Source organism: Shimia sp. (assembly GCF_965227725.1).
GTDB lineage: Bacteria > Pseudomonadota > Alphaproteobacteria > Rhodobacterales > Rhodobacteraceae > Shimia.
Map to the genome: position 1 here is coordinate 156,187 of NZ_CBDDGH010000004.1, position 20,230 is coordinate 176,416.

The window sequence follows — 20,230 nt, forward strand, 5'->3', positions numbered from 1 at the left end:
GCACTGATCCTCTGATCACCGGCACCTCCCCCTGAAAATTCAAGAAAGTCTCGCTTATGGACCTCTCCCTCGCTGCTTTGGCGGGCAACTTGCTTGCGCCCACAATTCTGTTTTTCCTCCTCGGCCTGATCGCCGCTTTTGCCAAAAGTGACCTCTCCATCCCGGAGGGCGCAGCCAAGATCATGTCGATCTACCTGCTGCTCTCCATCGGCTTCAAAGGCGGGGCCGCCGTGGCTGTCAGCGGGATCAGCAACGCGCTGATCCTTTCTCTGGTCGCCGGGATCGTGCTCTCCTTTGTGCTGCCCTTTGTCGCCTTTGGCCTGCTCTCGATCATGACCCGTCTCGACCCGCTCAACGCCGCTGCGGTGGCGGGCCACTATGGCTCCATATCCATCGTCACCTTTGTCACCGCCGTGAGCCTGCTGGAAGGGCGCGGCATTGACAGCGAGGGCTTCATGGTCGCCGTCGCCGCGGTGATGGAGGTGCCCGCCATCATGTCCGCCCTCTGGCTTGCGGCCCGCAAAGGCGGCGGTGCGAAATTTGACAGTAAACTGGCCCACCACATCCTTGGCAATGGCTCGATTGTGCTGCTGCTTGGTGCCTTTGCCATCGGCGTCACCACCGGTCAGGAAGGCCTTGCACAGATGGAACCCTTTATAATCGTACCCTTCACCGGCGTGCTTGCCCTGTTCCTGCTGGACATGGGCCTGTCCGCCGGCCGCAGCCTGATTGAACACCGCAAAGAAATCTCCGGCGGGGTGCTGATCTTTGGCTGTGTGATGCCGCTGATCGGATCCCTCTTTGGCTGGGGCGCGGGGGAGCTTGTGGGCCTGTCGATGGGCGGCACCTTCCTTTTGATGGTGCTCTGCGCCTCTGCTTCCTACATCGCCGTGCCCGCTGCCATGCGCCTCGCGCTGCCGCAGGCCAAATCCGGCATCTACCTGTCGCTGGCACTCGGGGTGACCTTCCCCTTCAACCTGACATTCGGCCTGCCGATCTACTTCTATCTGGCAAGCCTCTCCGGCTGAACCACGTGTTCTACCGCGTGGCGGGAGCCCCCAGGCTCTCGCCCTGCTCTGCCTGCCGGTAAGCGCGTGGCGACATGCCGGACCAGCGCTTGAAAGCGCGCGAAAAGGCGCTCTGCTCGGAAAATCCGGTGAGAAAGGCAATCTCGATCAGCGAATAGGACGAGCCCAGCACCAGTTGTTTGGCCAATTGATGCCGCGCTTCATCCACCAGCGCCTGAAAGGTCTGCCCCCGCTCAGACAGCCGCCGTTGAAAGGTGCGCTCCCCCAGCCCCATGATCCCGGCCACCTCGGCCAGCTGAGGCACACCACCGCTGAGCAGCTTGGTGATCTCCTCCACCACCAAGGCATCAAACGGGCGCGCCTTGCTGTCTTCCTCTTCCAGCGCCTGATCCAGATGCGCCGTCAGATATTGCCAGATCGCCGCATCCCCCACCGCGCAGGGCTGCTCAACCTCGGCCATGTCAAAATGGATCGCATCTCGCGGCGCATCAAACTCGGGCATCACGCCAAAATGATCCAGCAAAGCCGCCTTGCTGCCCTCCCGCGTGTGGCTGAATTCCACCTTTGTCGGGGTCAGCGCTGTCTGCGTCGCTTCCCGGCACAGCACCAATGTGGTCGCCATCGCCGCCTCATTGGACAGCGCACTGCCCAGCCGCGCCACCGCCGGTCCCTTCATTGACCAGACATAGGCGCCCCCCTCAGGTTCCGCCGCAAACTCCGACACCCGATTGTGCAGCCGCACATATTGCTGAAGCCGCTGCAATCCCTGCCGCACCGTCGGCGCAGATTTGAACGCAAGCCCGAACACGCCAAACTCATCGCAGCGCATGCTCTGGCTTGTGCGCATATGAAACTGCAGATCGGGCCATTCGCTCTGCGCAATCGCTTCAATCAGGCTCAGATAGGCCGCAATCGGCACCATCACCGCAGGATCTTGCACCTGCTCCGGGGTCAATTCGATGATCTTATAAAGTGGCGCCTTATCGGGCAGCTTCACAGCCTGCTCGATCTGCTTGCGCGCATACATCGCTGACACTGCCGTCACGCGCTTGCCCCCTGTTCACCCATAAATTGCATCAATCACGCGCACCGCCCACCGATCACGCTTTCGTGATCGACACTTTGACCTTTGGCATCTGCTGTCAAGTCTTTGGCACGTGGCGTCAATATTTGGCGGCTGTGCTGCGGTATCTCTGAGCACATCAGACACACACCGCCCAAGCACTCCTCCACGCAGACGGCGGCCTCCATTCAAAACCGCGCATCCTCCCCGCGCCAAACAGACCAAAGGAATACAACCATGACGTTTTCCATTCCGCAAATTGGCAAATCTCTGGCCCTCGCCGCACTGGGCGGCAGCCTCACCATCACCGCAGGCGCGCTGATCCTCGGCCTTGGCAGCTCTGCCGCGGGCGCCCCCGGCCTGCCATCCCCCACCGAGATCGCCGCCCTGCACGTGCCTTTCGCGCTCTGACATCGCATTCGGGGTGATCCCTGTCCCTATGTACACCCCGATCCGGCAGCCACACTTCCCCCCTCGCGCAACCCAAGCGCCTCCCGTGGCTGCCCCGCACCGCCTCCGACAGTGGCTCTCCTTCGCTGTCGGGGGCGGCACAGGCCTCCGCACGCCTCCGTCGCTTCAAAAAACCTGTCTCACACAGCGAGTTTTTCCATGCATGTTCTCACCGTATTAGATCACCCGACCCCCACCTGTTTCACAGCCGGCGCCGCCAGACGCTTCATCGCCGGCCTCAAATCCGCAGGCCACACCACGGAACTCGCGGATCTGCACGCCGAAGACTTCAATCCGCTCTGGTCCCTTGCAGACATCTCCGAAGAAGGCGCGGAGGATGTCGCCCAAGAACAGGAACGCATTGCCCGCGCCGACGCAATCTGTCTGGTGTTTCCGCTTTATTGGTGGGGCATGTCCGCCAAGATGAAGGGCTGGGTCAACCGCGTCTGGATGCCCAACGACGCCGCCAATCAGAACACCGCGCCCACCCTGCGTGACGCCCATCTGAAATCCGGCCTGATGCTGGTCCCCGCCGGGCCACGCAGCGACCGGGTGGAGCGCAAAGGCCATGCCCCGGCGCTGGACACCACATGGATGATGGGCGCCGCTGGCGATTTTGGCGCCCTGCCCCGACGACTGGAGCTGCTCATTGGCAGCTCCGCCTCAGAGCAACGCCGCGACATGCTGCTTGAGCGTTGCTTCACCATCGGCCAGACCCTGCCTGCACCGGCCACCATCCGCAAAAATTGACACCAGCTCTGGTGGGGGCCCTGCGCATTTTGGGGCTGGGCCGCAAAGCTGCGATGCGCGGCCCAAAATCTCCCTTCCCCCGCGCCGCAACCCATGGCAACGTCGCGCCATGACACAGCCTCTTACCAGCCCCAACGGCACCCCCATCAGCCGCTTCGCCTTTGGCACCATGCAATTTGGCGAAGGTGCCAGCGCCACAGACAGCGCCGAAATGTATGAGGCCTGCCGCGCGGCGGGCATCAACCACTTTGACACCGCCCATGTCTATACCTCCGGAAAATCAGAGGAAATTCTGGGCGAATTGATCAAGGACCACCGCGACGATCTGGTGATCGCCACCAAGGCGGGCTACACCGGCGGCGCAGGCGCGGCCAATCTTGCCGCACAGTTTGAACTCTCCCGCCAGCGGTTGCAGCTCGATCAGGTCGACATCCTCTATCTGCACCGCTTTGATGAAGAGACCCCGCTCGCGGAAACCCTCGATTTCTTTGCCGAGCAGAAGTCTGCCGGAAAAATCAGATACGTTGGCCTCTCAAACTTTGCCGCCTGGCAGGTGGTCAAAGCCGCATGGACCGGCGCAGCGAAAGACCTATCCATCGACGTGCTGCAACCGATGTACAGCCTTGTGAAACGTCAGGTGGAGGTGGAAATCCTGCCCATGTGCGCCGATCTTGGTATTCTTGCGGCCACCTATTCGCCCCTTGGCGGCGGGCTGCTCACCGGCAAATACAGCGCGGAGACTGGCGCGGGTCGGCTGAGCACCGACAGCCGCTATGCCGCACGCTATGGCGTGGATTGGATGCACACCGCCGCCACGCAGCTCACCGCCATCGCCGCTGAGCGCGATGTCCACCCCGCCACGCTGGCCGTGGCCTGGGCCGCACGCCACAGCACCGCTCCCAGCCCGATCCTGTCTGCGCGCACCGCCGCGCAGCTTACGCCCTCTCTGGCAGCGGTCTCCTTTGACATGGACGATGCGCTTTATGAACAGCTCACCTCGCTGACACCGACACCGCCGCCTGCCACCGACCGGCTTGAGGAGGCATGATAGATTTCCTGATCATCGGCGGCGGCATCGCCGGACTGTCCGCAGCGGCGCGGCTGGCGCCGATGGGCAAAACCCTTGTTCTGGAACGGGAAACCGCGCTTGGCTATCATGCCTCCGGGCGCTCTGCCGCGATGTTTGAGCAGAACTACGGCCTGCCCAGCACCGTCGCGCTCAGCCGCGCGAGCGCGGATTTCTTTGCCACAACAGACGGCGGCTTCCTCTCCCCCCGAGGCGTGATGTTTCTCGCCAAATCCGAGGACCGCGCGGCCTTTGAGCAGGCCTGCGAGAGCTTTGAGGCCACGCCAATCTCCACAGAAGACGCCTGCACGCGGGTGCCCATTCTGCGGCCAGAGATCGCAGGTTTCGCAGCCATGCACGAAGAGGCCTCTGACATCGACACGGATCGCCTGCTGCAATGGTGTGCCAAAACCTGCCGCGCCCATGGTGGGGAGGTGCGCACCGGCCAGACCGTCACCGAAATCACCCGCACCAAATCAGGCTGGCAGGTGGTCGCGGGGGGTGAGACCTATGAGGTCAAACTCCTGCTGAACGCCGCCGGAGCCTGGGCGGATCAGATCGCCCTCCTCGCGGGCATTGCCCCACTCGGCATCACCCCGATGCGCCGCTCCATGGCGCGCATACCCGCCCCCGGCGGCCATGATCTGCGCCACTGGCCCATGCTGCTGGATGTGCATGAACACTGGTATGCCAAACCCGATGCGGGCAGCCTGATTGTCTCCCCCGCCGAAGAGGACCCGATGGCGCCCTTTGACGCGTGGCCTGATGACATGGTGCTGGCCGAAGGTCTTGCCAGATATCAGGAATTTGTCTCTGAGGAGGTCACCCACCTTGAAGCCAGCTGGGCCGGGCTGCGCAGCTTCACACCAGATCGCAACCTTGCGCTTGGCCCGGATGGCAGTGATGCGGCCTTTATCTGGGTTGCCGGTCAGGGCGGCTATGGCTTCCAATCCGCCCCAGCCGCCTCCCAGCTGATCGCCGATCTGATCGCGGGCCGACCCTCAGAGCTCGACACCGCCACCCGCAACGCCCTTGACCCAAGGAGGTTCTCCCGATGCCCCGCCGCCTAAACCTGCCTGACAGCGCCTCCGTGGCCACGCCGGACACCGCTGGCAAACTCTTTGCCCCCTCTGCCGCGCGCAATGTCGCCCCTCTGATCGACGCGTTGAAAGACCTTCTGCCCGCAGAGGGCGAGGTTCTTGAAATCGCCAGCGGCACCGGACAGCACATCGCCGCCTATGCCGAAGCCTTCCCCGCGCTCACCTGGCGCCCCACCGAAATTGACACCACCCGCCGCGCCAGCATTCAGGCCTATGTGAACGAAAGCAGCCTCACCAATCTCGCCGCCCCTCAGGATCTGGACGCCACCGCCCCCGGCTGGGCGGCGCAGGTTGGCGCACCAGATGTGATCCTGCTCAGCAATCTTTTGCATCTGATCAGCACAACTGAGGCACAGACCCTGATTGCCGAAGCCGCCAAGGCGCTGGCCCCGGGCGGTCAGCTGCTGATCTATGGTCCTTTCAAACGCGATGGCGTGCTGGTCAGCGAAGGCGATCAGCGCTTTGACGCAGACCTGCGCGCACAGGACCCGGAGATCGGGTACAAATCTGACACCGACGTCGATGCCTTCGCCACTTCACACGGGCTTTCCAAAGGCACCCTGACCGAGATGCCCGCCAACAACCTGTTGCTGCAACAGAAGAAACCACTGTAATAGCGGGAAAAGGGCGGCGGTCCGGCCATGATGTACGCTAGCAAAGCGCTTGAGTGCTTTCCGCAGGCTGACATCCCGCGCGCCACGCCCTAAGGTGCACACAACCATAGCTAAAATGATTGGACCTCCAATGCGCACATCTCTGATTTGTTCCGCCCTGCTCGCGCTTGGGCTCACCGCAGCCTCCCCCGCCCTCGCCTCTGAGGATTGGGATCTGGACGCGGATGGCACCATCACCTGGGCTGAGATGGAAGAGATGCGCAAACGCACCTTTGAGGCCTTTGATGCCAATCAGGACGGCAAGCTCGACAACGCCGAATACAGCGCCTTTGACGAGGCCCGCGCCAAAGAGGCCGAGGCCCATCCAACCTCACTGTCCAACCGCGCGGTGCAAGGGCTGAGCCGCGCCACCACCGATCTCAATCTGGATGGCATGGTCACCCGTGACGAGATGAACACCCGCCTGCGCGCGTGGTTCTCCAGCATCGACAAAGACGGTGACGGCGTGATCACCAAAGGCGAATATTAAACGCCGCGCGCTTTTTTACACCGCCCCGACCAAAACAAAACGCCCCGCAAATCTGCGGGGCGTTTCTTGTTTCGTGAGCAGACTTAGCCGTCTTTCCGAATGGTTTCGTTCTTCGGATCGTAAGGGCTGTCACAGGTCACAACCGCATCCCACAGCTTGTCCTGCATCTTCACTTTCAGCTTGGTGCCTTCCACCGCCAGCTCAGGCTTCACATAGCCCATGCCGATGGATTTCTCGAAGGCCACGGAATAGCCACCAGAGGTCAGACGGCCAACGCGCTCACCTTCTGGGGTGTAGAGCACTTCGCGGCCCCAAGGATCCGCATCTTCCGGCCCGTCGATCAGCATGGTGCAGCACTTGAAGCGCACGCCCTTGGCTTCCATTTCGGCCTTGCCGTGGAACTCTTTGGACAGGTCGATAAAGCGCGGCAGGTCGGCTTCTGCCGGGGTCGCATCGCGGCCCAGCTCGGTGCCAAACGCACGGTAGGATTTCTCCTGACGCAGCCAGTTCTGCGCACGGGCGCCAACCAGCTTCATGTCAAACTCCGCACCCGCGTCGACCAGCAGATCCCAGAGGTAGTTCTGCATCTCGATCGGGTGGTGGAGTTCCCAGCCAAGCTCACCGGTGTAGGCCACACGGATCGCGTTCACAGGGCACATGCCCAGCTCGATCTGGCGCGCAGACAGCCAAGGGAAGCGCTTGTTGGACAGCGCGGTGCTTGGATCGGCGTCGCTGATGACCTTTTTCAGCACATCGCGGGATTTTGGCCCGGCAATCGCGAACACACCCCACTGCGTGGTGACGTCCTGGATTTCGATGTAGCCGAACTCTTCCATCTTGTCCTCGGCCGCTTTGCGCAGGAAGTCTGCGTCATATTCGGTCCAGGCACCTGCGGAGACGATGTAGTAGTTGTTCTCGCCGTTGCGCACGATGGTGTATTCGGTGCGGGTGGTGCCTGCTGCGGTCAGCGCATAGGTCAGGTTGATACGACCGACCTTTGGCAGCTTGTTACAGGTGAACCAGTCAAGGAACTGGGTCGCACCGGGGCCTTTGACAACGTGCTTGGTAAAGGCGGTTGCGTCGATCAGGCCAACACCTTCACGGATCGCTTTGGCCTCATCCACGGCATACTGCCACCAGCCGCCACGGCGGAAGGAGCGGTTTTCCTCGTCAAAGTTGGATGGTGCGTCCACTGGGCCGTAGTAGTTCGGACGTTCCCAGCCGTTCACCCAGCCAAATTGCGCGCCTTTTTCTTTCTGACGGTCAAAGGCAGGCGAAGTACGCAGCGGACGACATGCCGGACGTTCTTCATCTGGGTGGTGCAGGATGTAGACGTGCTCATAGCACTCTTCGTTCTTGCGTGCCGCAAACTCGGTGGTCATCCAGTTGGAGGAATAACGCTTCGGGTCGAGGCTCGCCATGTCGATGTCGGCTTCGCCGTCCACCATCATCTGCGCGAGGTAGTAGCCGGTGCCGCCTGCCGCGGTGATGCCGAAGGAGAAGCCTTCTGCCAGCCACATGTTGCGCAGACCCGGTGCCGGACCCACCAGCGGGTTGCCATCTGGAGTGTAGCAGATTGGGCCGTTGAAATCGTCTTTCAGGCCGGATTCGGCACAGGAGGGCACACGCTCGGCCATCGCCATATACTGATCCGCGATCCGGTCGAGATCCAGCGGGAACAGGTCCGCACGGAAGCTGTCTGGCACACCGTGCTCAAAGCGCGCAGGTGCGCCCTTTTCATAGATGCCGAGGATCCAGCCGCCACGCTCTTCACGCGCATAGGATTCATTGTCGGCGTCGCGCACAACGGGGTGCTCAGGGTTGCCCGCTTCACGCCATTTGACCAGCTCAGGGTCCTGATCCATCACGATGAAAGTGTGCTCCACCGGGATCGCTGGCATCTTGATGCCCAGCATCTTTGCGGTGCGCTGTGCGTGGTTGCCCGAGGCGGTCACAACGTGCTCGGCAGTGATCACCACCTGCTCATCGGATTCAATCAGGTTGCCGCCTTTTTCCACCATCTTGGTGCAGGTGACTTCCCAATGCGTGCCGGTCCAGTGGAAGGCATCGGCCTGCAGCTTGCGGTGAATTTCCACACCACGCTGGCGGGCACCTTTGGCCATCGCCTGGGTCACGTCAGCCGGGTTAATATAGCCGTCTTCGGTGTGGTAGATCGCGCCTTTCAGGTCGCCGGTTTCGATCAGCGGCCAGCGCTCTTTGATCTGATCGGGGGACAGCCACTCATATGCCACGCCGCAGGTTTCCGCGGTGGAGGCGTAGAGCATGTACTCGTCCATACGCTCTTGGGTCTGCGCCATACGCAGGTTGCCCACAACCGCAAAGCCTGCGTTCAGGCCGGTCTCTTCTTCCAGCGTTTTGTAGAAATCAACCGAGTATTGGTGGATGTGTGTTGTCGCATAGGACATGTTGAACAGCGGCAGCAGGCCAGCTGCGTGCCAAGTCGAGCCAGAGGTCAGCTCGTCCCGCTCGATCAGCATCACATCGTCCCAGCCCGCTTTGGCCAGGTGATATGCAATCGAGGTACCGACGGCACCACCGCCCACTACCAGCGCTTTGACATTCGTTTTCATAAGACAGGCGACTCCCCGCAGAAGAATGATTTTCGCTGAGTCTAAACGATTGGCCACGAATCTCTCGGTCCAGCCGACGCAATATTGTGCGAATGCGACGTGGCGTATTGGTTAAAACCCTTGCTGTGCACCCGCAGCATCGCTACACCCTCCCCACCTTAAATGGAGACAGACCAGTATGCTGATCTGCCGCTCAGTTTCGGAATGCCGCCAAGCGATCGCAGGGCTGCGCCAAAATGGCCAAAGCGTCGGTATGGTGCCCACCATGGGCTACCTGCACGCAGGCCACATGAGCCTTATCAAAACCGCCCAAGCCCACGCCGACGCCATTGCCGTGTCGATCTTCGTGAACCCCACCCAATTTGGCGAAGCCGCCGATCTGGACGCCTATCCACGGGATGTGGAGCGCGACCTCGCCCTGCTCAAAGAAGCCGGCGTCGCTGTGGTCTTCCTGCCGGAGGTGGAGACCATGTACCCTTCCGGCGATGAAACCATCGTGGAGACCACCCGCCTTGCAAACATGCTGCATGGCGAAGTCCGCCCCGGCCACTTCCGCGGCGTGACCACCGTGGTGGCGCGGCTGTTTAACATCGTGCAGCCGGATGTGGCTGTCTTTGGCGAGAAAGACTACCAGCAGCTTCAGGTCATCAAGCGCATGGTCGCGGACCTGCACATGCCGGTGCAGATCATCGGCGCGCCCACCGTACGCGAAGCCGACGGGCTCGCCATGTCGTCGCGCAACGTGCGCCTGTCGCCTGAAGACCGCGCCGCCGCGCTGGTGCTATCACGCGCGCTGGATGCCGCTGAGGCGGTGGCAGCAGATGCCGATGCCACCATCGAACAATTGCAGGCCGCCATCGCCGACACTATTTCAGCCGAGACCCGCGCCGCCCTTAAGGGGCTGGACATCGTGGCCGCCGAAACGCTCAATACCCTCACCGGGCCGCTCACCGGCCCCACCGCCATCATGATCTCCGTTGCCTTTGGCGACATTCTTCTGATTGACCAAAGAGTAGTGACCCCATGAGCAAACAAACCCAAATCCGCCGCACCACCGTTCCGCAGATTGCCGCCCGCAAAGGTGGAGAGCCGATTGTCTCGCTGACCTCCTATCACGCGCACACCGCCGCCATTGTCGACAAATACGCGGACTTCATCCTGGTCGGCGACAGCCTTGGCATGGTCATGCACGGCATGGAAAGCACCGTCGGCGTGCCGCTCGATCTGATGATCATGCACGGTAAAGCCGTGGTGCGCGGCACTCAGAAAGCGCTTGTGGTCGTCGACATGCCCTTTGGCACATATGAGGAAAGCCCCGCCGTGGCCTTCCGCAATGCCGCCAAGATCATGAAAGAGACCCAATGCGGCGCGGTGAAGCTGGAAGGCGGCAAGCGCATGGCTGAAACCATCCGCTTTTTGACCGAGCGCGGCATCCCGGTGATGGCCCACATCGGCCTCACACCCCAGTCCTCAAACGTCATGGGCGGCTTTAAGACTCAGGGTCGCGAAGAAGACAGCTGGGCGATCCACGAAGAAGACGCCCGCGCGGTGGCCGAGGCCGGTGCCTTTGCCATTGTGCTTGAGGGCATGGTTGAGCCGCTGGCCGCCAAGATCACCAAACAGATCCCGATCCCCACCATCGGCATCGGTGCTTCCGCCGAGTGTGACGGCCAGATCCTCGTGCTCGAAGACATGCTGGGCCTGAACGAATGGACGCCAAAATTCGTGAAAGTCTACGGCGACCTCGGCCCCGCCATCGAACGCGCCGTGAGCCAATACGCCGAAGAAGTCAAAGACCGCAGCTTCCCCGGCGAGGATGAAGTGTATCGGTGATCCAAATACCAAGACAAAGCCCCGACCTCTGCGTTAGGGCTTTGTTTTTCGCGCACCACGCACCAGTATTCTGAATTAGGTCGGGCTCTTAGACGGAGACCCGCGCTCAAGAAGCCCCCAAATGGCTTTGCTGAGCATCGCCCCATTGCCGTGGGGAGTGCCCGTACATCCGCTTGAACTCGCGACTGAATTGCGACGGGCTGACATAGCCCACATCCATCGCCGCCTCATTGACGGCCACACCGCTGGCGATCTTCATGGCCGCATTGCTCAGGCGCATGGACTTCACAAACTGGATCGGCGCCATGGTCGTGACCTGCTTGAACTTGCGGTGAAACACGGCCCGGCTCATGCCCGCGCGGGTCGCCATATCGTCAATCGAAATCGGCGCATCCAGATGCGAGGACACATGGGCAATCGACCGCGCAATCGCATTGCCCGCCCCAAAGGCCTGCCGCGCAAAAACGCCCGCCTCCCCCTTCAATATCGCGTAATACAACTCCCGCAGCCGCGGCTCCCCCAGAACTGCCGTATCCGTTTGACTGCGCCCCAGTTCCAAGAGCCGCTGCAAAGCTTCCGTAAACGCCGCATCCCACGCCGCCAGCCGGATCCCCTGCGCCCGCATGTCGCCTTTCATTGGCGAAAGCAGCTCTCCGGCTGTTTCCATCTCCATCGACATTTCGGTCATCCGGCGCTGATCAAGCGCGATTAGAACACCGTAAAGCGGCCGCTCCGGCGACGCCATCGGGGTGCCCGCTTTCACCGGCATCGACATCGGGCAGCACAGGTATTGGCGCTTGTCATAAAGGTATCTCTGGCCGTCCAGCACCGCCTCTTTCGCACCGCTGACGATGGCCACCACACAGGGTTCATAGACCGCTGGGACACATGGGATCTCAGAAGTGGCACGAAACAGTCGCACCCCGGCAATGCCGGTTTCCGTCAGCCCGTCCCGCTCCGTGCGTGCCGCAATGAAGTGTTTGATCGCTTCTTGGGTCATGTGACCGATCTAACGCCGCACAATCGACCATGACAACCGCATTGAGACAATCGGGCAAGCATTCAAGACAAACACGCCTATTTGGGCCGCCATACGAGAGTTATCTGCAACTGAAGGACACACATCGCATCAAGCGACTTGAAGTTTTAAGGAGACACATCATGCCCGACACCACTTTTGGCCCCCAAGGCTGGACACCGGAACAGCTCGGCCCGCAAACCGGCAAAACCTATGTGATCACAGGAGGCAATGCCGGTGTCGGGTTTCAGGCCTCCCGCATCCTTCTGTCCAAAGGCGCAAAGGTGGTGATGCTGAACCGCAACCCCGAGAAATCAACCGCCGCCATCGGCGCATTGAAGCAGGAGCTCGGCCCCACAGCCGATATCAGCTTTGTGCCCATGGACCTCTCTGAGCTTGCAAGCGTGCGCGCAGCCGCCAAGGAAATCCTGCAAACCGTACCCCGGATCGACGCGCTGATCTGCAACGCAGCCATCGCACAGGTGCCGCGCCAAAAGCTGACCGTCGACGGTTTTGAAAGCCAGCTTGGCACCAATCACTTTGGGCATTTCATGCTGTGCGGGATGCTGTTTGACCGGATCGAAAAGACCAAAGGACGGATCGTGGTGGTTTCAAGCCTTGGCTACAATATGGGCCTGAAAACGATCCAGTTTGACGATCTCAACTGGGACAAAAACTACAGCGCCAACCCTGCCTACAGCCAATCCAAGCTGGCACAGATGATGTTTGCTTATGAATTGCAGGATCGCATTGCCACCGCAGGCAAATCGGTCGAAGTCTATGTGTGTCACCCCGGCTCCTCCGCAACCTCGCTGATCAGCACCAGCGGCGGTGTTTTGACCCGCGCGATCTGGTGGCTGATGACCAAATCCCCGATGGTTCAGACCGCGGAACAGGGCGCATTTCCCGAACTCATGTGCGCCACCGAACCAGACCTGCAACAGCGCGCGCTCTACGGCCCCACCGGTCGCATGGAATTTGTCGGCCCTGTGGGCAAAGGCACACTCAACGCCCATGCCTATGACAAACCTGTCATGGTCAAATTGTGGGACGTGTCGGAAAAGGCGACGGGCTTTGCCTGGGCATTGTAGCCCCAAAGCCTCCCTGCAACCTATCAGGGCAGGAGACCAATCGTGGCGCCCTCCTGCCCCACCAAGACGCAACGTTAGATTTGTTTGACACCGCAAAAGAGACCAGATGTGTGGCTCGATTTCGCACAGAACCCCGCTCCGACAGCGTCTCAAGACAGGTAGTTAGACACCATGGCCGATCACATCCCTCCCCGTTCAAATGCGGAAAATCCCCCTGTCACAATCTCGGTCTATCGCCGCATCCTGCCCGGACGTGAGGCGGCCTATGAGGAGTGGATCCGCGGCATTTCCGAGGTGGCCTCCCATTTTGACGGCCAGCAGGGCATCAACATTCTGCGCCCCTCCGAGCAGACCGGCGGGCGCTATGTGGTGATCTACCGCTTTGACACCTATGAGCACGCCACCGCCTGGGAAAACTCCCCTGTGCGCACCGAGTGGATCGCCAAGCTGGAGGGGATCACCGACGGCGAACCCGACCGCGAAAGCGCCACCGGACTTGAAGTCTGGTTTGATCTGCCCGAAGCCCCCCGCCCCACACAGCCCCCGCGTCACAAGATGGCGGTTGTCCTGATCGCCGTGATCTTTGCACTGGTCTTTGCGCTTCAGCTCTTGCTCGGACCGGTCATGACAGGCCTGCCACGCTGGTCGCAAACCCTGATCATCGTCACCATTCAGGTGCTCGCCATGACCTACCTGATCATGCCCGTTATCACGATGTTGCTGAAAGCCTGGCTGTTCCGCAAAAAGGGCTAATTGCAAGGGCCGGAGCGGGTATTGCCCGCTCCAGTTGCAATGTCTAAAGCACCTTTGAATCCGTACTCAAAAACCTGCTTTGCGGACAAAGCAGCGGTTCAACCAAGGGGCACTTTCAGCCCACAAGCTTCTTTTGGATCGCAAATGGACTGAGGCCGAGCCATGTTTGCATTGTCGAAGAAATCTCTTTGGGTCCTGTAAATTCGAACTTCTCGCGTTCGGATGCGATGTCCGTCACCCCCATCCAGATCGCCGTCATCGTGCGAAGATCGGTGGAAACAAAAAGATCGACCTCAAATCCCGGATCTGCCCAGCACAGATCGACCTCTCCTTCCGGTTCGATAACCAGCCACCAATCGCGCTTGGTTGGCGGTAGGTCATGGTACAGAAATTGAATCACCGTGCGCCGATTGGGCAGAGGATCGGGATTTAGGTTTCGGCGCATGTCCCACATCAGAAGTGAGGGGTCGAGGTTCTTCAAAGACAAAGAAGACTCCACCCACTTCTGGCCCCACATGCCCATAGCTATCACGACTTCTCGCAAGTCTTTTCCAGCGTCTGTTAAGTGATATTCAAACACTCGACGCTCGTTGGCAGCGGGTCGTTTTTCAACGATACCAGCTTCTTCCAAGTCTTTTAAGCGTTGGGACAGCAAGGTCGGTGACATCTTCGGCACGCCACGACGAAGATCGTTGAAGCGAGTGGAACCGGCAATCAATTCCCGCATCAGGACCATCGTCCAACGCGTGCACAGAACCTCTGCGGCCATCGAGAGCGGGCAGAACTGTTTATATCCGGCGTGTGCCATGGTGTTCCCCTCCTGTCAGCTCTTGGTACCCTATCGGTAATGCCGGAACGATCCAGTCCAGAAACTGTACCACCAACTCCAGTTTCGTGACTGGAAAAGAGTCGTGAAAGTCTTCCAACCTTGGAGACAGACCGCGGACGGCAACGTTCGCTTGCTCAAAGGAGAAGTGACATGAGCGTGTTTCTGATTGCAGACATAAAGGTGACCGACGATGGATGGGTTCCAGAATATGCCGCCAATGTGCATAAGCTGGTTGAAAAACACGGGGGGCGGTACCTTTCCCGCAGCGCCAATATTGAAACCATTGAAGGAAACGACAAGGACAGCACGCTGATTGCCATTCTGGAGTTCCCGACCCGGACGGCGCTAGATGCCTTTGCATCGGACCCGGAATACGCCCCCTATGGTCAGGCGCGCCAATCAGGCAGTATCTCCAACTTCCACGTCATCGACGACACTGACATTGCGGGAGCAATCCCCTACCTCAAGGCCGGATAACCGCACCATCTGCCGGTACCGGTCCTGTTTGGACCGGTCTACTCAGCTTAACTTTGCCCAAAGCGGCCAATCGCCCTTGCTGTGGTCAACACCCTCAGAAAATCTTCCCCGGGTTCATAATCCCATCCGGGTCAATCGCGGCTTTCACTGCGGCCATCACATCTACCGCGCCGCCAAGCTCTTTGCGCAGATAAGGCTTCTTGCCCTGACCAATCCCATGCTCGCCCGTGCAGGTTCCGCCCATGGAAATCGCCAGGTCATTGAGCCAGCTGACAAAGCCCTCCGCCTTGGCGACTTCCTCGGCATTCTCCATGTCAATGAGCGGCAGCGTGTGGAAATTCCCGTCCCCCACATGGCCGACAATCGGGGCCAGCAAGCCCAGCTCCGCCGCCTTTTCCGTCGCCGCTGTGACACATTCCGCCAGCCGTGAAATCGGCACGCAGACGTCGGTCGATACCCCTTTTGCCCCGGGGCGCAGCTGCAGTGAGGCCCAATACATATCATGGCGCGCCTGCCAGAGCTTGGTGCGGTCCTCGGCCTTTGTGGTCCATTCAAAGCCTGTGCCGCCCATCTCCTCAGCGATGGCGCCAAACATCTCTGCCTGCTCGGCCACGCCAGCCTCTGAGCCGTGGAACTCCAAAAGCAACAGCGGTGTTTCCGGCAGATCGAGCTTGGAATAGGCATTGGCCGCCTTCACGCTCATCGCATCCAGCAGCTCAATCCGCGCCACTGGAATGCCGTATTGAATGGTGGCCATCACCGCCTGACAGGCCGCATCCACGCTCTCAAACGAACAGCGCGCAGAGGACATCGCCTCGGGAATACCCTGCAATTTCAACGTGATTTCGGTGATGATGCCCAAGGTGCCTTCGGCCCCCACCATCAGGCGCGTGAGATCATAACCGGCGCTGGATTTCTTGGCGCGGGTGCCGGTGCGGATCACCTCGCCTGACGGCAGCACCACCTCCAGCGCCAGAATATTGTCTTTCATCGTGCCATAGCGCACCGCATTGGTGCCGCTTGCACGGGTGGAGGCCATCCCGCCCAGCGAGGCATTGGCCCCCGGATCAATCGGGAAGAACAGGCCGCGGTCCCGCAGATGGGTGTTGAGCTGCTCACGGGTCACGCCGGGCTGCACCACGCAATCCAGATCCTGATCATTCACGGCCACAATCTTGCTCATCTCTGTGAGGTCGATGCACACGCCCCCCGCAGGCGCATTCACATGCCCCTCAAGCGAGGTGCCCGTGCCATAGGCGATCACCGGCACCTTATGGGTGGCGCAGGTTTTCACAATGGCGGAGACCTCTTCAGTGGATTTGGCAAAGATCACCACATCCGGAGCCTGCGTGGGCAGCCATGTGGTGGTGTGGCCATGTTGCTCGCGCATGGCCTGACCGGTCTGACAGGCCTCGCCAAACTGCTGCTTCAGCACTCCCAGCGCTGCCGCAATGCCCGTCTCATTGCGCTCCAAAACCTCTGCGTTTGCCATGCCTCTCCCCTTTGCAGCTCGCACCGGGCCACAGGCGAACGCAGAGCCTTTTGCTCAGATGCGCTTATTCGCCATAGGCCACCCCTTCGCGGCGGTTGTCCGCCCCGCCCTGCAACCCATCACCAATTGCGATGGCATGCAAGCCAGAGTTCAGCCCCCGCACATTCACCTCAAAACCCATCTGTGTCAGCGGGGCCTCAAAATCAGCCGCCGAGGTGCCTTCTTCCACGTCATAGGTGCCAAAACGGTTCACCAGATGCGGCAGATCAATCGCGGCCTGCACATCCATGCCCCAATCCATATGGGCAATGATGGTCTTGGCCACATAGCCGATGATCCGGCTGCCGCCCGGGCTGCCGATCACCAGCACAGGCTTGTCGTCTTTGAGCACAATTGTGGGCGCCATGGAGGAACGTGGGCGTTTGCCCGGCTCAACACGGTTGGCCACCGGCACGCCGTCATTGTGGGAGCGGAAGGAGAAGTCAGTCAGCTCATTGTTGAGCAGATAGCCCCGCGCCATCACCCGGCTGCCAAAGCCGTTTTCAATCGTGGTGGTCATCGACAATGCGTTGCCATAGCTGTCCACAATCGAGATGTGGGATGTAGAGGGCTGCGCAAAGGTCTGCCCGTCCCCCCAGTTCAGCGCATGGTCAAACTCCGGCGTGCCCGGGGCCACGCTTTCCAGCGCCTTATCACCGGACAGCAGCTCTGCCCGCGCGGCCAGATAGTCTGGCGCCACCAGTCCGGCGGTGGGCACCGGCACAAAATCACTGTCCGCCATGTAACGTCCACGGTCGGCAAAGGCCAAACGCGAGGCATCCCCGATCAGCCGCCAGGCATCCGCGCTCTCAGGCCCCATGCCCGCCATGTCATAAGACCCAACCAGCCCAAGGATCTGCCCCACGGTCAGCGCGCCAGAGGAGGGCGGCCCCATGCCACAGACATCGTGCTCGCGATACTCCACACAGACCGCATCGCGCTCTTTCACCTGATAAAGCGCCATATCCACCGTGCTCAGCACACCGGGATTGTCGGCACTGCGCACCGTGGCCACAATATCCGTGGCGATCTCGCCCGTATAAAACGGATCCGCGCCATGCTCCGCCATCAGGCGCAGGCTCTCTGCATAGTCCAGGTTCTGCAAAACGCTGCCTTCCGCCAGAGGCGCGCCACCGGGCAGGAAATAGGCCGCCGTGGTCGGATGGATGGAAAGCCGCTCCGCATCATTGGCCACCGCGCCTGCAAGGCGTGGGGAAACCGCAAAGCCGTTTTCCGCATGGCCAATCGCCGCATCCAGCAGACCGGGCCAGGCGCTGCGCCCCCAGCGGCGGTGCGCCTCTTCCATCAGCATCGGTGTGCCCGGCACCCCGACAGAACGCCCACCGACAACCGCATCAAAAAACTTCATGCGCTCGCCGGTCTCATCCAGAAACAGCTTCGGAGTGGCCGCAATCGGCGCTTTCTCCCGCCCATCGAGCGTGGTCACCGTGCCGCTCTCAGCATCATACCAGACCAGAAACGCGCCGCCCCCAAGGCCCGAGCTTTGTGGCTCCACCAGCCCCAGCACCGATTGCACGGCCACCATGGCATCCGCCGCAGAGCCCCCGGCGCGCAGCACATCTGCGCCCGCTTCCACCGCCAGCGGATTGGCCGCCGCCACCATCCAGTTTTCCGCCGATGTGGGGCTGCCTGCCTCCTTGGCCTTCTGCGCCGCCATCAAGGCTTCGGGGATTTGCCCGCCAAGCTGAGTCGCCCCCTCCGGCGCAATACTGTCCGCCGCCTCCTGCGCCAAACTCATGCTTGCCATCAGGCAAGCCACGGAAACACTTAATGAAAAACGCTTCATTCCACTCTCCCTAAATCGGAAACCAAAAGGCCTATTCCCGCTCTCAAAATCCCGAGCGATCCACCTGAGGCCAGCTTAGGTCAGAGCGGCGGCATCACCAACAGCGGATAATCGCTGAGCACCTCATACTGCGCGCCATCCGAGGTCAGATGCGAGCGATAGAGCGCAAATTCAGACACGGTGACCGGCCACATATCGTAATGCGCACCGCGCGAAATCGCGCCTTGGATCTTCTCCGGCGCGTGCTGCCCGTCACGAAACCGGCTGAGCGTCACATGCGGGCGAAAACGGCGCTTCTCGATCTTCATGCCCACCCGGCGCGCGGCGCGGGCCACATCGGCCTGCAACTCCATCAACGCCGGATCCGGCGCCACCAACAGCGCCAGACAGCGGCTTTTCGCGCCGCCCACGATGTCGATGCCCTTGAGGGTCATCTCAAAGCCCGGCGCGCGGATCATCTCCAGCTCTTCATGCAGCATCTCAAGCTGCGCCACCGGCTGATCATCCAGAAAGGCCAGCGTCACATGCAAATTGGCCGCGGGCACGGGGGTGCCAACGGCCAAACGGTCCTGCATATCCAGCAGGCGGTCTTCTTCGGGGCCATCCAGCGGTATGCCAACAAAGGCGCGCATGGGGTCAGTGCCGCCCGCTTAGAGCATCGCTGGCACAACCAGATCCGGTGGGCGGTGGCCGTCGTCAAAGGTCTTGATGTTGATCAGGACTTTCTCACCCATCTCAATGCGCCCTTCCACGGTGGCCGAGCCCATATGCGGCATCAGCACCACATTGGGCACGCCGCGCAGATCGGGATGCACCTCATGGCCATGCTCATAAACGTCGAGCCCTGCACCGGCGAGATCCCCGTTCTTGAGCGCCCGCACCATGGCGTTCTCGTCAATCACTTCCCCACGGGAGGTGTTGATGATGACAGACGAGGGCTTCATCAGCTTCAACCGGCGCGCGTTCAGCAGGTGGAAAGTCGATGGCGTATGCGGGCAATTCACGGAAATCACATCCATACGCGCCAGCATCTGATCGAGGCTCTCCCAATAGGTCGCCTCATATTGCTCCTCGATTTCAGGGCGCAGACGGCGGCGGTTGTGATAGTGGATCTGCATACCGCAAGCATGCGCACGCCGCGCCACAGCCGTGCCGATGCGGCCCATGCCCAAAATGCCCAGCCGTTTGCCGCTCACCCGGCCACCCAGCAGCGTGGTGGGGGCCCAGCCGTCCCACTCGCCCGATTGCATCCGCTGCACGCCTTCGCTCACGCGGCGGGTCACACCAAGGATCAGCGCCAACGCCATATCCGCGGTGTCATCCGCCGACACACCCGGCGTGTTGGAGACCAAAACACCGCGCTGACGGGCCGAGGCCACATCAATGTGGTCCACACCCGCGCCATAGTTGGCGATCAGCTTCAACCGCTCACCGGACTGCGCAATCATGTTTGCGTCGATCTTGTCGCTCAGCGTTGGCACGAGGACATCCGCGTCCTTCATGGCCGCCGCCAGTTCCTCGCGGCTCATCGGGGCATCATCCTCCCGCAACCGCACATCAAACAGCTCCGACAGCCGTGTCTCAACCGCTTCTGGCAGACGTCGCGTTACGACAACACTCAGACGTTGCTTTGGCATTCGATGCCTCCCAATGCTTTCCAAATCAGCCTGTTGATGTCACAGTGCAACACAGGCCAGCGG

The 20,230-nt window shown here is 60.9% G+C and carries 20 protein-coding genes; 12 read left to right on the top strand and 8 right to left on the bottom strand.

Annotated elements, in window-relative coordinates; translation table 11 throughout:
* Positions 1–56 precede the first annotated feature (56 nt).
* Positions 57–1,028, top strand: a complete 972-nt coding sequence (locus ACO07T_RS08590; RefSeq protein ID WP_422049052.1) for a sodium-dependent bicarbonate transport family permease — start codon at positions 57–59, stop codon at positions 1,026–1,028.
* 10 nt (positions 1,029–1,038) lie between these two features.
* Here the strand turns inward: ACO07T_RS08590 and ACO07T_RS08595 are convergent, their stop codons facing one another.
* Positions 1,039–2,073 carry an AraC family transcriptional regulator ligand-binding domain-containing protein gene (locus tag ACO07T_RS08595; protein WP_422049053.1) on the bottom strand — a complete coding sequence of 345 codons (1,035 nt, stop codon included), beginning with the start codon at positions 2,071–2,073 and terminating at the stop codon, positions 1,039–1,041.
* Positions 2,074–2,328: 255 nt separating this feature from the next.
* Here ACO07T_RS08595 and ACO07T_RS08600 point away from each other — a divergent pair, with 255 nt between their 5' ends.
* From ACO07T_RS08600 to ACO07T_RS08625, 6 genes are all read left to right on the top strand, one after another.
* Positions 2,329–2,502, top strand: a complete 174-nt coding sequence (locus tag ACO07T_RS08600) for a hypothetical protein (RefSeq protein ID WP_209059628.1) — start codon at positions 2,329–2,331, stop codon at positions 2,500–2,502.
* 198 nt (positions 2,503–2,700) lie between these two features.
* Positions 2,701–3,291: an NAD(P)H-dependent oxidoreductase gene (locus ACO07T_RS08605; protein WP_422049054.1), complete on the top strand. Its 591-nt coding sequence runs from the start codon at positions 2,701–2,703 to the stop codon at positions 3,289–3,291.
* Between the two features lie 109 nt (positions 3,292–3,400).
* Entirely contained in the window at positions 3,401–4,339 is a 939-nt protein-coding gene (locus tag ACO07T_RS08610) for an aldo/keto reductase (protein ID WP_422049055.1), read from the top strand.
* Positions 4,336–5,427, top strand: coding sequence for an NAD(P)/FAD-dependent oxidoreductase (locus ACO07T_RS08615; protein ID WP_422049056.1), 1,092 nt, complete (start codon positions 4,336–4,338; stop codon positions 5,425–5,427). The genes ACO07T_RS08610 and ACO07T_RS08615 overlap by 4 nt, the downstream gene beginning before the upstream one ends.
* Complete coding sequence (locus ACO07T_RS08620) at positions 5,412–6,071, top strand: DUF938 domain-containing protein (protein WP_422049057.1); 660 nt, start codon at positions 5,412–5,414, stop codon at positions 6,069–6,071. The genes ACO07T_RS08615 and ACO07T_RS08620 overlap by 16 nt, the downstream gene beginning before the upstream one ends.
* Positions 6,072–6,201: 130 nt before the next feature.
* Complete coding sequence (locus ACO07T_RS08625) at positions 6,202–6,600, top strand: EF-hand domain-containing protein (protein ID WP_422049058.1); 399 nt, start codon at positions 6,202–6,204, stop codon at positions 6,598–6,600.
* A gap of 83 nt (positions 6,601–6,683) precedes the next feature.
* On the opposite strand, the gene ACO07T_RS08630 is transcribed toward ACO07T_RS08625, so the two are convergent.
* Positions 6,684–9,191 (bottom strand): GcvT family protein, encoded by a 2,508-nt coding sequence (locus tag ACO07T_RS08630; protein ID WP_422049059.1) that lies wholly within the window; start codon positions 9,189–9,191, stop codon positions 6,684–6,686.
* Positions 9,192–9,369: 178 nt separating this feature from the next.
* Here ACO07T_RS08630 and panC point away from each other — a divergent pair, with 178 nt between their 5' ends.
* Positions 9,370–10,218, top strand: coding sequence for a pantoate--beta-alanine ligase (gene panC, locus ACO07T_RS08635; RefSeq protein WP_422049060.1), 849 nt, complete (start codon positions 9,370–9,372; stop codon positions 10,216–10,218).
* Positions 10,215–11,024: a 3-methyl-2-oxobutanoate hydroxymethyltransferase gene (panB, locus tag ACO07T_RS08640; protein ID WP_422049061.1), complete on the top strand. Its 810-nt coding sequence runs from the start codon at positions 10,215–10,217 to the stop codon at positions 11,022–11,024. Before panC ends, panB begins: the two co-directional genes overlap by 4 nt.
* A gap of 106 nt (positions 11,025–11,130) precedes the next feature.
* On the opposite strand, the gene ACO07T_RS08645 is transcribed toward panB, so the two are convergent.
* Positions 11,131–12,024 (bottom strand): AraC family transcriptional regulator, encoded by an 894-nt coding sequence (locus ACO07T_RS08645; protein WP_422049062.1) that lies wholly within the window; start codon positions 12,022–12,024, stop codon positions 11,131–11,133.
* Between the two features lie 161 nt (positions 12,025–12,185).
* Between ACO07T_RS08645 and ACO07T_RS08650 the strand changes: the two genes are divergently transcribed.
* Both ACO07T_RS08650 and ACO07T_RS08655 read left to right on the top strand, forming a co-directional pair.
* A complete protein-coding gene (locus tag ACO07T_RS08650; RefSeq protein WP_422049063.1) occupies positions 12,186–13,133 on the top strand; it encodes an oxidoreductase in 948 nt (315 codons plus the stop codon).
* Positions 13,134–13,304: 171 nt separating this feature from the next.
* A complete protein-coding gene (locus tag ACO07T_RS08655) occupies positions 13,305–13,886 on the top strand; it encodes an antibiotic biosynthesis monooxygenase (RefSeq protein ID WP_422049064.1) in 582 nt (193 codons plus the stop codon).
* Positions 13,887–14,001: 115 nt separating this feature from the next.
* On the opposite strand, the gene ACO07T_RS08660 is transcribed toward ACO07T_RS08655, so the two are convergent.
* The gene (locus ACO07T_RS08660; protein ID WP_422049065.1) at positions 14,002–14,694 is read right to left on the bottom strand and encodes a winged helix-turn-helix transcriptional regulator; all 693 of its coding nucleotides are present in this window, start codon (positions 14,692–14,694) and stop codon (positions 14,002–14,004) included.
* Positions 14,695–14,865: 171 nt separating this feature from the next.
* Here ACO07T_RS08660 and ACO07T_RS08665 point away from each other — a divergent pair, with 171 nt between their 5' ends.
* Entirely contained in the window at positions 14,866–15,192 is a 327-nt protein-coding gene (locus tag ACO07T_RS08665; RefSeq protein WP_422049066.1) for a DUF1330 domain-containing protein, read from the top strand.
* Positions 15,193–15,286: 94 nt separating this feature from the next.
* Here ACO07T_RS08665 and ACO07T_RS08670 read toward each other — a convergent pair whose 3' ends face one another.
* The 4 genes from ACO07T_RS08670 to ACO07T_RS08685 all read right to left on the bottom strand — a co-directional run bounded on the left by ACO07T_RS08670 (position 15,287) and on the right by ACO07T_RS08685 (position 20,167).
* The gene (locus tag ACO07T_RS08670; RefSeq protein WP_422049067.1) at positions 15,287–16,684 is read right to left on the bottom strand and encodes an FAD-binding oxidoreductase; all 1,398 of its coding nucleotides are present in this window, start codon (positions 16,682–16,684) and stop codon (positions 15,287–15,289) included.
* A 64-nt stretch (positions 16,685–16,748) separates the two neighbouring features.
* Positions 16,749–18,530 (bottom strand): gamma-glutamyltransferase, encoded by a 1,782-nt coding sequence (gene ggt / locus ACO07T_RS08675; RefSeq protein ID WP_422049068.1) that lies wholly within the window; start codon positions 18,528–18,530, stop codon positions 16,749–16,751.
* 80 nt (positions 18,531–18,610) lie between these two features.
* Positions 18,611–19,162 carry an RNA 2',3'-cyclic phosphodiesterase gene (gene thpR / locus ACO07T_RS08680; protein WP_422049069.1) on the bottom strand — a complete coding sequence of 184 codons (552 nt, stop codon included), beginning with the start codon at positions 19,160–19,162 and terminating at the stop codon, positions 18,611–18,613.
* Between the two features lie 18 nt (positions 19,163–19,180).
* Positions 19,181–20,167 carry a 2-hydroxyacid dehydrogenase gene (locus ACO07T_RS08685; protein ID WP_209059577.1) on the bottom strand — a complete coding sequence of 329 codons (987 nt, stop codon included), beginning with the start codon at positions 20,165–20,167 and terminating at the stop codon, positions 19,181–19,183.
* Positions 20,168–20,230: the final 63 nt, after the last annotated feature.

Excerpts from the sequence above, each read along its gene's own strand:
- ACO07T_RS08610 (WP_422049055.1), top strand. The coding sequence starts at position 3,401 with ATGACACAGCCTCTTACCAGCCCCAACGGCACCCCCATCAGCCGCTTC.
- panC (WP_422049060.1), top strand. The coding sequence starts at position 9,370 with ATGCTGATCTGCCGCTCAGTTTCGGAATGCCGCCAAGCGATCGCAGGG.
- ACO07T_RS08645 (WP_422049062.1), bottom strand. The coding sequence starts at position 12,024 with ATGACCCAAGAAGCGATCAAACACTTCATTGCGGCACGCACGGAGCGG.
- ggt (WP_422049068.1), bottom strand. The coding sequence starts at position 18,530 with ATGAAGCGTTTTTCATTAAGTGTTTCCGTGGCTTGCCTGATGGCAAGC.
- ACO07T_RS08600 (WP_209059628.1), top strand. The coding sequence starts at position 2,329 with ATGACGTTTTCCATTCCGCAAATTGGCAAATCTCTGGCCCTCGCCGCA.
- ACO07T_RS08620 (WP_422049057.1), top strand. The coding sequence starts at position 5,412 with ATGCCCCGCCGCCTAAACCTGCCTGACAGCGCCTCCGTGGCCACGCCG.
- thpR (WP_422049069.1), bottom strand. The coding sequence starts at position 19,162 with ATGCGCGCCTTTGTTGGCATACCGCTGGATGGCCCCGAAGAAGACCGC.
- panB (WP_422049061.1), top strand. The coding sequence starts at position 10,215 with ATGAGCAAACAAACCCAAATCCGCCGCACCACCGTTCCGCAGATTGCC.
- ACO07T_RS08655 (WP_422049064.1), top strand. The coding sequence starts at position 13,305 with ATGGCCGATCACATCCCTCCCCGTTCAAATGCGGAAAATCCCCCTGTC.
- ACO07T_RS08625 (WP_422049058.1), top strand. The coding sequence starts at position 6,202 with ATGCGCACATCTCTGATTTGTTCCGCCCTGCTCGCGCTTGGGCTCACC.
- ACO07T_RS08590 (WP_422049052.1), top strand. The coding sequence starts at position 57 with ATGGACCTCTCCCTCGCTGCTTTGGCGGGCAACTTGCTTGCGCCCACA.
- ACO07T_RS08670 (WP_422049067.1), bottom strand. The coding sequence starts at position 16,684 with ATGGCAAACGCAGAGGTTTTGGAGCGCAATGAGACGGGCATTGCGGCA.
- ACO07T_RS08615 (WP_422049056.1), top strand. The coding sequence starts at position 4,336 with ATGATAGATTTCCTGATCATCGGCGGCGGCATCGCCGGACTGTCCGCA.
- ACO07T_RS08665 (WP_422049066.1), top strand. The coding sequence starts at position 14,866 with ATGAGCGTGTTTCTGATTGCAGACATAAAGGTGACCGACGATGGATGG.
- ACO07T_RS08660 (WP_422049065.1), bottom strand. The coding sequence starts at position 14,694 with ATGGCACACGCCGGATATAAACAGTTCTGCCCGCTCTCGATGGCCGCA.
- ACO07T_RS08650 (WP_422049063.1), top strand. The coding sequence starts at position 12,186 with ATGCCCGACACCACTTTTGGCCCCCAAGGCTGGACACCGGAACAGCTC.
- ACO07T_RS08605 (WP_422049054.1), top strand. The coding sequence starts at position 2,701 with ATGCATGTTCTCACCGTATTAGATCACCCGACCCCCACCTGTTTCACA.
- ACO07T_RS08630 (WP_422049059.1), bottom strand. The coding sequence starts at position 9,191 with ATGAAAACGAATGTCAAAGCGCTGGTAGTGGGCGGTGGTGCCGTCGGT.
- ACO07T_RS08685 (WP_209059577.1), bottom strand. The coding sequence starts at position 20,167 with ATGCCAAAGCAACGTCTGAGTGTTGTCGTAACGCGACGTCTGCCAGAA.